The following is a 14,956-nucleotide window of genomic DNA, read 5'->3' as shown; positions in this document are numbered from 1 at the left end:
CAGCACCACCGAAAGGCACGTCCCATGGCAGAGCGCCGCGTCACCGTCGGCTGGGCCGAAGGCCTCCACGCCCGTCCCGCCTCCATCTTCGTCCGCGCCGTCACCTCCACGGGCGTGCCCGTCACCATCGCCAAGGACGGCGGCGCCCCCGTGAACGCCGGCTCGATGCTCGGCCTCCTCGCCCTCGGCGCCGCGGGCGGCGACGCCGTGATCCTGGCCTCCGACGCCGACGGCGCCGACCAGGCCCTCGACCGCCTCGCCAAGCTCGTCCAGGAAGGCCTCGACGAGCTCCCCGCCGCCTGACCGCGGGCCCACGACGAAGGGGTGCACCACGGCGTTCCCGCCGGGTGCACCCCTTCGTCCGTCTGCGGTTCGGCTAGAAGACCGACCAGCCGGTCGCGGTGGTCAGCGCGTCCAGCGCCGCGACCCCCAGCACCGAGTTCCCCGCCGCGTCCAGGCCCGGGCTCCACACGCACACCGCGCCCCGCCCCGGCAGCACCGCCAGCACGCCCCCGCCGACGCCGCTCTTGCCCGGCAGGCCCACCCGGTACGCGAACTCCCCCGCCGCGTCGTACGTGCCGCAGGTCAGCAGCACCGCATTGATCCGCTTCGCCTCGCTCCGGGTGAGCAGCCGGGAGCCGTCCACCCGCACCCCGTGCCGCGCCAGGAACAACCCCGCCAGCGCCAGGTCCCGGCAGCTCGCCGAGATCGCACAGTGCGCGTAGTAGTGCGCCAGCACGCTGTCCACCGGGTTGCGCAGATTCCCGTAGCTCGCCATGAAGTGCGCCATCGCCGCGTTCCGGTGGCCGTGCCGCGCCTCGGAGGCCGCCACCGCGTCGTCCGTGGCCACCGACCCGTTCCCGGACTCCTGCCGCAGGAACTCCCGCACCGCCCCCACCGCGTCGCCCGTCAGCTCCAGCAGACGGTCCGTCACCACCAGCGCGCCGGCGTTGATGAACGGATTGCGCGGAATCCCGTGCTCGGTCTCCAGCTGCACCAGCGAGTTGAACGGATTCCCGGACGGCTCCCGACCCACCCCGCGCCACAGCGCCTCGCCGCCCTCCGCCAGGGCGAGCGCCAGCGTGAACAGCTTCGAGACCGACTGGATCGAGAACGGCTCCTCCCAGGAGCCCACCCCGAACACACCGCCGTCCACCGTCGCGATCGCCATCCCGAACGCCTCCGGATCGGCCTGCGCCAGCGCCGGAATGTAGTCCGCCGCCCGCCCGCGCGCCGGCGCCCCGAGGGCGGCCTCCATCGATTCCCGCAGAAGTCCCTGGTAGTCCACGCGGCCATTGTGTCCCCGCCCGCCCGCACCGCCCCGCCCGGGCTCGATGCGGCACCGGAGGCCGGTGGACCGAAAAGAGCCGGGGTGCGCTTCCCGCGCGCCCCGGCCCGATCTCAACCCTTCACGCAGACGACCTGCTTGAGGTGGGCGACCACCTCGACCAGGTCGCGCTGCTGGTCCATCACCTTCTCGATGGACTTGTACGCGCCCGGGATCTCGTCGACGACGCCCGCGTCCTTGCGGCACTCCACGCCCTTGGTCTGCTCGACCAGGTCGTGCGTGGTGAACCGCTTCTTGGCGGCGGTGCGGCTCATCTTGCGGCCGGCGCCGTGCGAGGCCGAGTTGAAAGCGGCGTCGTTGCCGAGACCGCGGACGATGTACGAACCGGTGCCCATCGAGCCCGGGATGATCCCGTAGTCGCCGGAGCCGGCCCGGATCGCACCCTTGCGGGTGACCAGCAGGTCGACGCCGTCGTACCGCTCCTCCGCCACGTAGTTGTGGTGGCAGCTGATCATCTGGTCGAAAGCCACGTTCGCCTTCGGGAACTCCCGCCGGACGACGTCCTGGAACAGCGCCATCATGATCGCGCGGTTGCGCTTCGCGTAGTCCTGCGCCCAGAACAGGTCCTGGCGGTAGGCGTTCATCTGCGGGGTGTCCGAGATGAACACCGCGAGGTCGCGGTCGATCAGGCCCTGGTTGTGGGGCAGCGACCGGGCGACGCCCATGTGGTGCTCGGCGAGCTCCTTGCCGATGTTGCGCGATCCGGAGTGCAGCATCAGCCAGACCGCATCGGTCGCATCAACGCACAGTTCGATGAAGTGATTACCGCCACCGAGCGACCCCATCTGCTGGGCAGCCCGCTCGCGCTTCCAGAGGACCTCGGGCGCGATGCCGTCGAAGCCGTCCCAGAAGCGGTCCCAGCCGCCGGTGGCCAGCCCGTGCAGCTTGCCCGGGTCGACCGGGTCGGTGTGCAGGCCGCGGCCGACCGGGATGGCCTGCTCGATCTTGGAGCGGAGCCGGGACAGGTCGTCCGGCAGGTCCTTCGCGGTGAGCGAGGTCTTGACCGCGGTCATTCCGCAGCCGATGTCCACGCCGACCGCGGCCGGGCAGACGGCGCCCTTCATGGCGATCACGGAGCCGACGGTCGCGCCCTTGCCCAGGTGGACGTCCGGCATGACGGCGAGGCCGTGCAGCCACGGGAGCGAGCTGATGTTGCGCAGCTGCTGCATGGCCTGGCCCTCGACGGTGGCCGGGTCGGTCCACATCCGGATGGGCACGCGGACGCCGGGTACCTCGGTGTACGACATGGTGATTCGACCTCCACAGGTCGCTTGTTTCCAGCGTAGGGGGGTGCCGCGCAACTGGTCCCGGTGCGGCTCGGGGAAGTCTGTGTGGACCGCGCTCAGGCGGCGGAACAGCCGGAGGACGGTCGTGGGGAGCGTCGATTGCCTCGCTCGACCCGCATGGTGACCGCCTCCTCTCGTGCTGTGTCCGGTGCGGCCGCGGTGTGCGGCAGCGGGAGTATCTACCCACGCGGGCCGACTGCGGCGCAATGCAATAAACGCGAGGGCCCGGCGGAGCTGATGCTCCGCCGGGCCCCGGGTGCCGTACGTCAGTTGGCGACGACGGTGACCTCTCCGATGCCGAGGTCGCGGACGGCGTCGCCGATGACGGCGGCGTCGCCGACGAGCACGGTGACCAGGCGGTCCGGCGGGAAGGCGGCGACGACGGCCTCGGTGGCGGCCTCGGTGCCGAGCTCGGCGAGCTGGCGGTAGACCTCGGCCTGGTAGTCGTCGGGCAGGTTCTGCTCGACCTGGTCGGCGAGGGTGGCGGCGACCGAGCCGGCCGTCTCGTACTTGAGCGGGGCGACGCCGACCAGGAACTGCACGGCCTCGTCGCGCTCGGCGTCGGTGAGGCCCTCGGCGGCGAGGGTGCGCAGGATGGTCCAGGTGTCGGCGAGGGCCGGGGCGGTGGAGGCGGTGTCGACGGAGCCGCTGATCGCGAGCAGGGCGCGGCCGGTGCCGTCGGCGGCGGAGCGCAGCGGCTGGGCGAAGGCGCGGACGCCGTAGGTGTAGCCCTTCTCCTCGCGCAGGACGCGGTCGAGGCGGGAGGTGAGGGTGCCGCCGAGGCAGTAGGTGCCGAGGATCTGGGCGGCCCAGGTGGGGTCGTGGCGGTCGGGGCCGATGCGGCCGATGAGGAGCTGGGTCTGGACGGAGCCGGGCCGGTCGACGATGATCACGCGGCCCTTGTCGTCGGCGGTGACGGGGGCGTGGGCGGCGGTCTCGGCGGTTTCGGCGGTCCAGGTGCCGAGGGTGCTCTCGAGGAGGGCGGGGAGGTCGGCGCCGGTGAGGTCGCCGACGACGACGGCGGTGGTGGTGGAGGGGCGGACGTGGGCCCGGTAGAAGGCGTCGACCGCGGTGCGGTCGATGGTGCGGACGGTGTCCGTGGTGCCGCTGCGGGGGCGGGAGAGCCGGTCGGTGGCGTCGAAGAGGGTGGCGTAGAGGGCCTTGGCGGCACGCCGGGCGGGGTTGGCGAGTTCGTGGGTGATCTCGTCGAGGCGGTTGGCGACGAGGCGTTCGATCTCGTCCTCGGGGAGGGCGGGGGCGCGGAGGGCGTCGGCGAGGAGGGTGAGGCCGCGTTCGAGCCGGGAGGCGGGGACTTCGAGGCTGACGCGGATGGCGGGGTGGTCGGCGTGGGCGTCGAGGGTGGCGCCGGCGCGTTCGAGCTCGGCGGCGAACTCCTCGGCGGTGTGGTGCTCGGTGCCTTCGTTGAGGGCGCGGGCGAGGATGTTGGCGACGCCGTCGAGGCCGGTGGGTTCGGCGGCGAGGGGGGCGTCGAGGACGAGGTCGACGGCGACGAGCTGCTGGCCGGGGCGGTGGCAGTGCAGGACGGTGATGCCGTTGCCGAGGGTGAGCCGCTGGGGTGCCGGGAACGCCCAGGGGGTGGCGGTGCCGGCGGTGGGCTGGGGGTGGAAGGTCATCGGGGTGGTCACGCGGCCGTCTCCTGCTCGGTGGTGTCGTCGGCGTCGGGGCCGGTGGTGGTGGGCTCGTAGGCGAGGACGGCCCGGTTCTCGGGGTGGAGGCGGGCGGCGGCGACGGCGCGGACTTCTTCGGCGGTGATGTCGAGGACCTTGGGGAGGGCCTCGTTGACGAGCTTGGGGTCCCCGAAGAGGACGGCGTAGCGGCAGAGTTCGTCGGCGCGGCCGGCGACGGTGGTGAGGCGGTCGAGCCATTCGCGCTCGATCTGGGCCTGGGCCCGTTCGAGTTCTTCGGGGGTGGGGCCTTCGGCGGCGAAGCGGGCGAGCTCCTCGTCGACGGCGGTGTCGATGGCGTCGAGGGTGGCGTCGCCGCTGGTCTTGACGTCGAGCCAGCCGAGGCTGGGGGCGCCGGCGAGGCGCAGCAGGCCGAAGCCGGCGGTGACGGCGGTGCGGTCGCGGCGGACGAGCCGGTTGTAGAGGCGGCTGGATTCGCCGCTGCCGAGGATGGTGAGGGCGAGGTCGGCGGCGTCGGCCTCGCGGGTGCCGTCGTGCGGGAGGCGGTAGGCGGCCATGAGGGCGCGGCTGGGGACGTCCTCCTCGACGAGTTCGCGCAGTTCGCGGCCGATGGTGTCGGGGAGGGTGCCGTCGCGCGGGGGCTGCTTGCCGTTGTGGGCGGGGATGGTGCCGAAGTACTTCTCGACCCAGGCGATGGTCTGTTCGGGGTCGAGGTCGCCGACGATGGCGAGGACGGCGTTGTTGGGGGCGTAGTAGGTGCGGAAGAAGGCGCGGGCGTCTTCGAGGGTGGCGGCGTCGAGGTCGGCCATGGAGCCGATGGGGGTGTGGTGGTAGGGGTGGCCGTCGGGGAAGCTGAGGGCGGTGAGCTTCTCGAAGGCGGTGCCGTAGGGGACGTTGTCGTAGCGCTGGCGGCGCTCGTTCTTGACGACGTCGCGCTGGTTCTCCATGGAGGTGTCGTCGAGCGCGTCGAGGAGGGAGCCCATCCGGTCGGCCTCGAGCCAGAGGGCGAGTTCGAGCTGGTGGGCGGGCATGGTCTCGAAGTAGTTGGTGCGCTCGAAGCTGGTGGTGCCGTTGAGCGAGCCGCCCGCGCCCTGGACGAGTTCGAAGTGGCCGTTGTTGGAGACGTTGCGGCTGCCCTGGAACATCAGGTGTTCGAAGAGGTGGGCGAGGCCGGTGCGGCCCTTGACCTCGTGGCGGGAGCCGACGTCGTACCAGAGGCAGACGGCGGTGACCGGGGTGAGGTGGTCCTCGGAGAGCACCACGCGCAGGCCGTTGGCCAGGCGGTGTTCGGTGATGGCGAGGCCTCGGTGGGAGGCGGGGGCCGGCTGGGCCATGCGCTGTGGGTCCTTCCCTGGTGGTTGTGCAGGTCGGGGGCTGTGTGCGTGTCCCCATTGTGGTGCAACGCGCGGGGGCCCGGGATGTGTCCGCGCACGTGGGGCGTTCGCCAGGGGCGGACGCGGCGGGGTGCCGGGGCGGTGGCTGCGGTGGGGTGCCGGGGCCGGGGTGCGGCGGGGGTGGGCATGGCTGTGGGTGGGAGGGTCCACAATGGGGGGCGCCGTGCCCCCGTAGGGTTCGACGCGGCGGTTTCCGGTCGGAGGCCGCCGGTCAGCCGCCAGTCCGACACGCAAGGAGCCCCGCCGCGATGGCCCGCCGCAGTTCGCCCACTCCGCCGCCCGGTGATTTCGAGGAGCGGATTCTCGATGTCGATGTGGTGGACGAGATGCAGGGCTCGTTCCTCGAGTACGCGTATTCGGTGATCTACTCGCGGGCGCTGCCGGATGCCCGGGACGGTCTGAAGCCGGTGCACCGGCGCATCCTGTACCAGGCCAACGAGATGGGCCTGCGGCCGGAGCGCGGGCACGTGAAGTGCGCGCGCCTGGTGGGCGAGGTGATGGGCCGGCTGCATCCGCACGGTGATGCGTCGATCTACGACTCCGTGGTGCGCATGGCGCAGCCGTTCTCGATGCGGTTGCCGCTGATCGACGGGCACGGGAACTTCGGGTCGCTCGGGAACGACGACCCGCCGGCGGCGATGCGGTACACGGAGTCGCGGCTGACGGCGGCGTCGATGGCGATGGTGGAGTCGATCCACGAGGAGACGGTCGACTTCGGTCCGAACTACGACGGCAGCGAGGCCGAGCCGATGGTGCTGCCGTCGGCGTTCCCGAACCTGCTGGTGAACGGCGCGTCGGGCATTGCGGTGGGTATGGCGACGAACATGCCCCCGCACAATCTGGCGGAGGTCGTGGCGGCGGCGCGGCACCTGATCAAGCACCCGAATGCGGATCTCGAGACGCTGATGCGTTTCGTGCCGGGTCCGGATCTGCCGACGGGCGGCCGGATCGTCGGCCTGTCGGGCGTGCGGGACGCGTACGAGAAGGGCCGGGGCACGTTCAAGATCCGGGCGACGACGTCGATCGAGAACGTGTCGGCGCGGCGCAAGGGGATCGTGGTCACCGAGCTGCCGTACAGCGTGGGGCCGGAGAAGGTGATCGCGAAGATCAAGGACCTGGTCAACGCGAAGAAGCTGCAGGGCATCGCAGACGTCAAGGACCTGACGGACCGTGAGAACGGTCTTCGCCTGGTGATCGAGGTGAAGAACGGGTTCGTGCCGGAGGCGCTGCTGGAGCAGCTGTTCAAGCTGACGCCGATGGAGGAGACCTTCGGCATCAACAACGTGGCGCTGGTGGACGGTCAGCCGCTGACGCTGGGTCTGAAGGAGCTGCTGGAGGTCTACGTCGACCACCGGTTCGAGGTGGTTCGGCGGCGGAGCGACTTCCGGCGGCGCAAGCGCCAGGAGCGGCTGCACCTGGTCGAGGGCCTGCTGGTGGCGCTGGTCGACATCGACGAGGTGATTGCGCTCATCCGGTCGAGCGACAATGCGGCGCAGGCGAAGGAGCGGCTGATCGAGCGCTTCTCGCTGTCGGAGGTGCAGACGGCGTACATCCTGGACACTCCGCTGCGGCGGCTGACCCGGTTCGACCGGGTGGAGCTGGAGGACGAGCAGCAGCGGCTGAACGCGGAGATCGCGGAGCTGACGGAGATCCTGGAGTCGGACTCGCGGCTGCGCAGTGTGGTGTCGTCGGAGCTGGGCGCGGTGTCGAAGCAGTTCGGCACGGCGCGGCGGACGGTGCTGCTGGAGGCGGGGGCGGTGCCGAGTGCGGCGCTGTCGGTGCCGCTGGAGGTGGCGGACGATCCGTGCCGGGTGCTGCTGTCGTCGACGGGCCTGCTGGCCCGGACGGCCGACGGTGGGTCGGAGGCGGTGTCGGAGCAGCGGGCGAAGCACGACGTGGTGATGTCGGCGGTTGCGGCGACGGCGCGGGCGGACGTGGGTCTGGTGACGTCGGCGGGCCGGGTGCTGCGGCTGCCGGTGATCGATCTGCCGCAGTTGCCGCCGGGCGGTGCGGCGTCGCTCGCGGGCGGTGCCGCGGTGTCGGAGTTCCTGCGGCTGGAGGCCGGGGAGCGGGCGTTGGCGTTGACGACGCTGGACGAGTCGTCGCCGGGTCTGGCGCTGGGCACGGTGCAGGGCGTGGTGAAGCGCGTGGTGCCGGAGTGGCCTGCGAACAAGGACGAGTTCGAGGTGATCGCCCTGAAGGAGGGCGACGAGGTGGTCGGTGCGGTGGAGTTGAGCACCGGCGAGGAGGATCTGGTCTTCATCACCTCGGATGCGCAGTTGCTGCGGTACCCGGCGGGCCAGGTGCGTCCGCAGGGCCGCCCGGCGGGCGGTATGGCGGGCATCAAGCTGGCGGACGGGCACCGGGTGCTGTCGTTCACGGCGGTGGATCCTGCGGTGGACGCGGTGGTGCTGTCGGTGGCGTCGGCGTCGGGGACGCTTGCGGGGGGTGAGCACACGACGTGGAAGGTGACGCCGTTCGAGGTGTATCCGCGCAAGGGCCGGGCGACGGGTGGTGTGCGCTGCCAGCGGTTCCTGCGCGGTGAGGATGTGCTGGCCTTCGCGTGGGCGGGTGCGGCGCCGGCCCTGGCTGCGGCGGCGAACGGTTCGCCGGTGGAGCTGCCGGAGCGCGATCCGCGCCGGGACGGTTCGGGTTCGCCGGTGTCGGCGCAGGTGTCGGCGGTCGGCGGCCGGGCGTAGCGGCCGGTTGTGAGGTGTCGGGGGCGCTGCCGGTGCAGCGCCCCCGCGCTGTTGGGGCGGGGTTTCGCCGCCGTGGCGGGCGGGGGTGGCGAGGGTAGGCTTGCCTGGGTGAGCACCTGCGCGACGCTGTCGCTGGAACTGTCCGAGCCGCTCGCTGCGACTGCGGCGACGGCCTCGACCTGGCTGCTGGTGGAGCAGGCGGGGCCGTGGGGTGCGAAGGCGCTGGTGGAGAGCCATCTGGATGCCGAGGTGGGGCGTGCGCTGGAGGCGGCGTCGGCCGGCTCGGGCGTGCGGGTGGCGCTGGTGCGTACACCGGGGCGGCATGCGGATGCGCGGGAGGTCGCGCGGCACGGGGTGATCGTGGCGCACACGGTGCCGGGGCGTTCGTGGGTGCGGCGCTGGTCGGTGGCGGACCCGGCGGAGCTGCTGGGGCTGGATTTCGCGGCGCTGGGTGCGGGGGTGCACGGCGGTGTGGGGGTGGAGCACGGCGGCGGCCCGATCGCGCTGGTGTGTACGAACGGCCGTCGGGACCGGTGCTGTGCGCTGCTGGGGCGGCCGTTGGCGGCGGAGTTGGCGGTGTCGGGGCTGGGCGAGGTGTGGGAGGTGACCCATCTGGGGGGTCACCGGTTCTCCCCGACGATGCTGGTGCTGCCGTTCGGTTATGCGTACGGGCGGCTGTCGGGGGCGGCGGCGAAGGAGGTGCTGGCGTCGACGGCGGCGGGGCACACGGTGCCGGAGTTCTCGCGGGGCCGGTCGTGCTGGGAGCGTCCGGGTCAGGCGGCGGAGCATGCGGTGCGGCTGGCGGTGGGCGAGTCGTCGGCGGAGGCGCTGACGGTGCACCAGACGGCGGTGGACGGCGGCTGGTCGGTGGAGGTGCGGCACGTGGACGGGCGCCGCTGGCGGGTGCCGGTGGTGGAGGAGGCGGGTGAGCCGCCGCGTCCGGAGAGCTGCGGGAAGGCGGCGGGCCGGCCGTCGCGGATGGTGGCGGGGCCGGTGGAACGGCTGTGACGGCCCTGCGCCCGCTGTCCGGGGGTGCGCGGGGCCGTCACAGGTCCGGGGTGCTCAGCCGGTTGCGGCCTTGGTGACGAACTCGGTGGTGTAGGTCTTGGCGAGGTCGATGCTCGCCTCCTTGCCCTTGACGTCGGGGTGGAAGGCGCCGAGGACGGCGAGGACGGTCTTGGGGCCGTCGGCGGGCATGACGCCGTCGGTGGTGAACATGGGGAGGGTGGCCTTGATGGCGGCCGCGTACTGCTCGGCGCCGCCCTGGGCGTAGTCGGCGGGCATCTTCGCGGCGATCTCCTCGGGGGTGTGGGTGTTCATCCACTTGAGGGTCTTGACGAAGGCGTTGGCGAGCTTCTGCACGGTGTCCTTGTTGCTGTTGACCCAGGCGGTGTTCATGTACAGCGAGGACGAGGGGTAGAGGCCGCCGAGGGCCGCCTTGGAGCCTTCGGGGGTGCGCATGTCGTAGAGGACGGTGCCGATGTTCTTGGCGAGGATGTTGGCGACGGTGGGGTCGGTGGTCATGCCGGCGTCGATGGAGCCCTGCTGCATGGCGGCGATGAAGGTCTGGCCGGCGCCGACGGCGATGGGGCTGAACTGGCTGGTGTCGACGCCGTTCTTGACGGCGAGGTACTTGGTGAGGAAGTCGGTGGAGGAGCCGATGCTGGTGACGCCGAGCTTGCGGCCCTTGAAGTCGGCGCCGCTCTTGATGGCGGCGGCCTGCTTGGCGGAGACGACCTCGACCTCGCCGGGGGCCTGGGAGAACTGGACGACGGATTCGACGCTCTTGCCCTTGGCCTGCAGGTCGATGGTGTGGTCGTAGAAGCCGACGGCCCCCTGGACGTCGCCGGCGAGGAGGGCGGTGGTGGCGTTGACGCCGGCGGGCTCGCTCATCAGCTCGACGTTGACGCCGGCCTCGGCGAAGTAGCCGAGGCGCTGGGTGAGCATGGCGGGCATGTAGATGACCTTGTCGAGGCCGCCGACCATGATCTTGACCTTGGGGCCTTCGACGGTGGGGCCCGCGGGGGCGGCCCCGCTGTGCGAGGTGGAGGCGGCGTCGTTGGCGCAGGCGGCCAGCGGCAGGAGGAGGGCGGCGGCGAGGGCGGCGGCGGCGGCGGTTCTGCGCATGGGTGGGGGCCTTCCTGGGTGCGCGGGGGTGGGTTCTGCGGAGGGTCTGCGGGGTGGGGGCGAGGTCAGCGACCGTCGCCGGAGTCGGCGGGCTTCCAGCGGAAGAGCCGCTTCTCGGCGAAGGTGAGCAGGCCCTCGGTGAACAGGGCGACGACGGCGAGGATGGTCATCGCGGCGTAGACGCCGGCGGCGTTGAAGGTGCCCTGGGCGGCGGCGACCATCAGGCCGAGGCCCTTGGTGGCGCCGATGTACTCGCCGACGATGGCGCCGATCAGGGCGAAGCCGAAGCTGACGTGGAGGCTGGTGAAGATCCACGTGGTGGCGGCGGGGATGACGACCTGGAGGGTGACCTTGCGGTTGTCGGCGCCGAGGATGCGGGCGTTGGCGACGAGGTTGCGGTCGACCTCGCGGGCTCCCTGGAAGGCGTTGAAGAACACCGGGAAGAACACCAGGACGACCGCGGAGGCGACCTTGGACGCCGGGCCGAGGCCGAACCAGATGAGGAAGATCGGCGCCAGGACGATGCGCGGGATCGCGTTGAGGACCTTGATGTAGGGCCCGAACACGTCGGCGAGGAAGCGGATCCGGCCGAGGGCGATGCCGAGCAGGACGCCGGCGACCACGCCGACCACCCAGCCGCTGAGCGCCTCGTACAGGGTGTAGCCGATCTGCTCGCCGAGGGAGCCCTGGGCGGTGCCGTGGGTGATCCACTGCCAGATCTGCGCCCAGATCTTCGACGGCTGGGAGAAGTTGAACGGGTCGATCACGCCGGTGCGGGCGCAGACCTCCCACAGGCCGAGGAAGGCGACGAGGACTCCGGCGCGGGCGGCGAACACGCCGTTGCGGCGGTTGCGGGCGGCCCTCTCGCGGACCTCGCTGCGGGTGGCGGCGGGGGCGGCCGCAGGGGCGGCGGCGGGGGCGGTCTCAAGCGGCACGACCCGCTCCTCTCTCACGGGTGATGCGGACTTCCTCGCCGAGGGAGGCCCAGATCTCGCGGTACAGCTCGACGAAGCGGGGCTCCAGGCGGACGGCCTCGACGGTGCGCGGCCGGGGCAGGTCGACGGTGAAGACCTCCTTGACGGTGGCCGGCCCCGCGGTCATCACCACGACCCGGTCGGCGAGGGCGATCGCCTCGTCGAGGTCGTGGGTGACGAAGACGACGGAGGAGCCGGTGCCGGCCCACAGCTCGAGCAACTGGTCGGACATCAGGGCCCGGGTCTGCACGTCGAGCGCGGAGAACGGCTCGTCCATCAGCAGGATCTTCGGGTCGTTGACGAAGGTCTGGGCGAGCGCGACGCGCTTGCGCATGCCGCCGGACAGCTGGTGCGGGTAGCGGTCCTCGAAGGCCGCGAGGCCGACCCTGGCCAGCCAGTCGCGGGCCTTCTCGCGGGCCTCGTCGGCGGGCACGCCGCGGAAGCGCGGCCCGGCGGTGACGTTGGACAGCACGGTGCGCCACGGGAAGACGGCGTCCTGCTGGAAGACGAAGCCGACGTTCGGGTTGATCCCGTCGACGCTCTCGCCGTAGACCTTCACCTCGCCCTCGGTGGGCTCCTCCAGGCCGCTGACCAGGGTCAGCGTGGTGGACTTGCCGCAGCCGGTGGGGCCGACGACGGCGACGAACTCGCCGGGGGCGACGGTCAGGTCGAGGTCCCGGACGGCGGTGTGCAGGGTGCCGGACGGCGTCCGGAAGCGTTTGGTCGCCCCGGTCAGCTCGATCGCCGGGACGGCGCCGGCCTTGTGCAGGCTCACGTGAACCACCTACCTCCTCGGCCGGCGTCGTCGCCGGCTCGGTGCTGTGGTCCGGGACGCTACGAGCGGCACCCGCCGCGACGGGAGGCTTGCGGGCTTATCGCGGCTTTGCCGCGTTGAGGGGTGTTCTGCTCCTTTTGCTTCCGCTACAACGGCTGGGCGGGGCTGGCACGAAACACGGGCGAAACGTAGGGTGACCGTCCACCCCGCCCCCGCTGAGCACCGAAGGAGGGCCGCGATGAGGCGACTGCACTGGCCGCGCCGGGTCTTCGCCCAGCTGCTGCTCAGCCAGACGGTGGTGACCGTCGGCGTCACCGCGGTGACGGCGGGCCTGTTCCTCGCCCCGGTCAGCCGGGAGCTGGACCGGGACGCGATGCAGCGGGCCCTGTCGATCGCGCAGGTGACGGCCGCCGACGAGTCGCTCGCCCGGGCCGCGGCCGTCCGGGACTCGGCGACCGCGCAGCGGAACGCCGAACAGATCCGGCTGGCAACCGACGCGAGCTTCGTGGTGATCACCGACTCGGACGGCATCCGGCTCTCGCACACCGACCCGTCCCGGATCGGGCTGCGGGTCTCCACCGACCCGCAGCCGGCGCTGCGCGGCGAGAGCGTCACCGCGATCCAGGACGGCACGCTGGGACGGACCGCCCGCGGCAAGGTGCCGCTGCGGCTCGCGGACGGGCGGATCGTCGGCGAGGTGTCGGTGGGGATCAGCGACGTGTCGATCCGCCGCCGGATGCTGTCGATGGCGAACGGCATCCTGCTGTGCGCGGGCACCGGCCTGGCCGCGGGCCTGGCCGCGACGCTGCTGCTGGCCCGCCGGCTGAAGCGCCGCACCCACAACATCGCGGTCGCGGACATCTCCGCGCTGCTGGTGGAGCGGGAGGCGATGCTGCACGGCATCCGCGAGGGCATGGTGGCGCTCGACGGTGCGGGCCGGATCAGGCTGGCCAACGACGAGGCGCTGCGACTGCTCGCCCTGCCGGAGGACTGCACCGGCCGGACGGTGGACTCGCTGCTGCCGCCGGGCCGGCTGGCGGACGTGCTGACCGGCCGGATCACCGGCACCGACCTGCCCGCCGTCCGCGACGACCGGGTGCTGGTCGTCAACCGGATGGCCACCGCGGACGGCGGAGCCGTCACCACGCTCCGCGACCGCACCGAACTGGAGTCGCTCGTCCGGGAGCTGGACAACACCCGGAGCCTCACCGAGGCACTGCGGGCGCAGGACCACGAGCACGCGAACCGGATGCACACCCTGCTCGGCCTGCTGGAGCTCGGCCGGCACGAGCAGGCGGCGGCGTTCATCTCCGAGGAGTCCGGTTCGCACGCCGCACTGTCCGCCCGGATCGGCGAGCAGGTGCAGGACCCGCACGTCGGCGCAGTGCTGGCGGGCAAGGCCGCGGTCGCCGCCGAGCGCGGGATCACCCTCGCCGTCACCGCCGACAGCCATCTGCCGGACGCCGCGGTGGACTCGCGCGCCCTGGTCACCGTGGTCGGCAACCTGGTCGACAACGCCCTGGACGCGGTCGGCGCCGGCCCCGGCGCGGTCGAGGTCCGGCTGCGCCCGGTCGGTGCGACCCTGCTCGTCGAGGTCGCGGACAGCGGCCCCGGCGTGCCCGAGGAGCTGCGGGCGCTGGTCTTCGAGGAGGGCTGGACCAGCAAGGACGCCCCCGCGCACCGGCCGAGGGGCCTCGGCCTCGCGCTGGTCCGGCGGGTGGCGGAGCGCTCCGGCGGCCGGCTCGCGGTCGGCACCGGCCCGCTCGGCGGCGCCCGGTTCACGGTGGAACTGCCCGAGGCCCTGCACCCGGCGGAGGCGGCATGATCGACGTACTGGTGGTGGACGACGACTTCCGGGTCGCCGAGGTGCACGCGGCGTACGTCGCCAAGGTGCCCGGCTTCCGGGTCACCGGCCGGGCGCACAGCGCCGCGGAGGCCCTCGCCTCGCTGGAGCGCTCCCCCGTCGACCTGGTGCTGCTCGACCACCACCTGCCCGACGAGACCGGTCTCGCCCTGGTGCGGCGGCTGCGCGAGGGCGGCATCGGCTGCGACGTCATGATGGTCACCGCCGCCCGGGACGTCTCCACGGTGCACGCGGCGATGCAGCACGGCGCGCTGCAGTACCTGGTCAAGCCGTTCACCTTCGCCGGGCTGCGGGAGAAGCTCACCGGCTACGCCGAACTGCGGCACGCGCTCGCCGGGGCGGGTGCCCGGGAGGCCGGCCAGGACGAGGTCGACCGGATGTTCGCCGCCCTGCGGACGGCCGCCTCCCCCGCCTCGCTGCCAAAGGGGCACTCGGCGCCGACGACCGACCTGGTGCTGGGCGCGCTGCGGCGGGCCGGGCAGCCGCTGTCCGCCCAGGAGGTCGCGGACGGGACGGGGCTGTCGCGCTCGACCGCGCAGCGCTACCTGAAGCAGCTGGCGCGGGACGGGCGGCTGCGGCTGAGCCTGCGGTACGGGGACACCGGCCGGCCGGAGCACCGGTACGGCCTGGCGGGGCGGTAGGCCCGCCGCCGCGGCGGCACGCGCGGCGCACTGCGGTCGACCGGCCTGTGGTTAATCGTCGGGATGCCTGACGTTCGGTCATGTGATGCACACTCACGGTGGCTATTCTGTCACGGACATGACATAGTCGGCGCAGGCAACCCGACGAGGCTCTGATTCAAAGGAGAACAGTGCCATGATTTCACGTATCGCAGGTCTGGCC

12 protein-coding genes are annotated in these 14,956 nt (G+C 72.4%); 5 read left to right on the top strand and 7 right to left on the bottom strand.

All coding sequences use genetic code 11. The annotated features are described in order from the left end of the window. Nucleotides 1–24: 24 nt before the first annotated feature. On the top strand, nucleotides 25–303 hold the full coding sequence (locus tag ACQ614_RS24640) for an HPr family phosphocarrier protein (protein WP_431680835.1): 279 nt from the start codon (nucleotides 25–27) through the stop codon (nucleotides 301–303). Nucleotides 304–376: 73 nt separating this feature from the next. Here the strand turns inward: ACQ614_RS24640 and ACQ614_RS24635 are convergent, their stop codons facing one another. The 4 genes from ACQ614_RS24635 to ACQ614_RS24620 form a co-directional block, all read right to left on the bottom strand. Beyond that, nucleotides 377–1,288, bottom strand: a complete 912-nt coding sequence (locus ACQ614_RS24635; protein ID WP_431680834.1) for a glutaminase — start codon at nucleotides 1,286–1,288, stop codon at nucleotides 377–379. 113 nt (nucleotides 1,289–1,401) lie between these two features. After that, nucleotides 1,402–2,595: an RtcB family protein gene (locus tag ACQ614_RS24630; protein ID WP_431680833.1), complete on the bottom strand. Its 1,194-nt coding sequence runs from the start codon at nucleotides 2,593–2,595 to the stop codon at nucleotides 1,402–1,404. A 305-nt stretch (nucleotides 2,596–2,900) separates the two neighbouring features. Next, nucleotides 2,901–4,268 carry a M16 family metallopeptidase gene (locus ACQ614_RS24625; RefSeq protein ID WP_431684012.1) on the bottom strand — a complete coding sequence of 456 codons (1,368 nt, stop codon included), beginning with the start codon at nucleotides 4,266–4,268 and terminating at the stop codon, nucleotides 2,901–2,903. 8 nt (nucleotides 4,269–4,276) lie between these two features. Then, complete coding sequence (locus ACQ614_RS24620) at nucleotides 4,277–5,614, bottom strand: M16 family metallopeptidase (protein WP_363490845.1); 1,338 nt, start codon at nucleotides 5,612–5,614, stop codon at nucleotides 4,277–4,279. Nucleotides 5,615–5,922: 308 nt separating this feature from the next. Here ACQ614_RS24620 and ACQ614_RS24615 point away from each other — a divergent pair, with 308 nt between their 5' ends. Beyond that, nucleotides 5,923–8,373 (top strand): DNA gyrase/topoisomerase IV subunit A, encoded by a 2,451-nt coding sequence (locus tag ACQ614_RS24615; protein WP_431680832.1) that lies wholly within the window; start codon nucleotides 5,923–5,925, stop codon nucleotides 8,371–8,373. Between the two features lie 108 nt (nucleotides 8,374–8,481). After that, complete coding sequence (locus ACQ614_RS24610) at nucleotides 8,482–9,381, top strand: sucrase ferredoxin (RefSeq protein WP_431680831.1); 900 nt, start codon at nucleotides 8,482–8,484, stop codon at nucleotides 9,379–9,381. A 54-nt stretch (nucleotides 9,382–9,435) separates the two neighbouring features. Here ACQ614_RS24610 and ACQ614_RS24605 read toward each other — a convergent pair whose 3' ends face one another. From ACQ614_RS24605 to ACQ614_RS24595, 3 genes are all read right to left on the bottom strand, one after another. Further along, complete coding sequence (locus ACQ614_RS24605; protein ID WP_431680829.1) at nucleotides 9,436–10,500, bottom strand: ABC transporter substrate-binding protein; 1,065 nt, start codon at nucleotides 10,498–10,500, stop codon at nucleotides 9,436–9,438. Between the two features lie 65 nt (nucleotides 10,501–10,565). Then, nucleotides 10,566–11,435, bottom strand: a complete 870-nt coding sequence (locus ACQ614_RS24600; protein ID WP_431680828.1) for an ABC transporter permease — start codon at nucleotides 11,433–11,435, stop codon at nucleotides 10,566–10,568. After that, complete coding sequence (locus ACQ614_RS24595) at nucleotides 11,425–12,249, bottom strand: ABC transporter ATP-binding protein (protein ID WP_431680827.1); 825 nt, start codon at nucleotides 12,247–12,249, stop codon at nucleotides 11,425–11,427. The genes ACQ614_RS24600 and ACQ614_RS24595 overlap by 11 nt, the downstream gene beginning before the upstream one ends. A gap of 238 nt (nucleotides 12,250–12,487) precedes the next feature. Here ACQ614_RS24595 and ACQ614_RS24590 point away from each other — a divergent pair, with 238 nt between their 5' ends. Together ACQ614_RS24590 and ACQ614_RS24585 are read left to right on the top strand one after the other, a co-directional pair. Further along, nucleotides 12,488–14,074 carry an ATP-binding protein gene (locus ACQ614_RS24590; protein WP_431680826.1) on the top strand — a complete coding sequence of 529 codons (1,587 nt, stop codon included), beginning with the start codon at nucleotides 12,488–12,490 and terminating at the stop codon, nucleotides 14,072–14,074. After that, entirely contained in the window at nucleotides 14,071–14,754 is a 684-nt protein-coding gene (locus tag ACQ614_RS24585; RefSeq protein WP_431680825.1) for a response regulator, read from the top strand. The genes ACQ614_RS24590 and ACQ614_RS24585 overlap by 4 nt, the downstream gene beginning before the upstream one ends. Nucleotides 14,755–14,956 lie beyond the last annotated feature (202 nt).

The sequence above is a fragment of the Kitasatospora dryopteridis genome, from assembly GCF_050749075.1.
GTDB lineage: Bacteria > Actinomycetota > Actinomycetes > Streptomycetales > Streptomycetaceae > Kitasatospora.
This window is presented reverse-complemented; position numbering and strand designations above follow the sequence as displayed.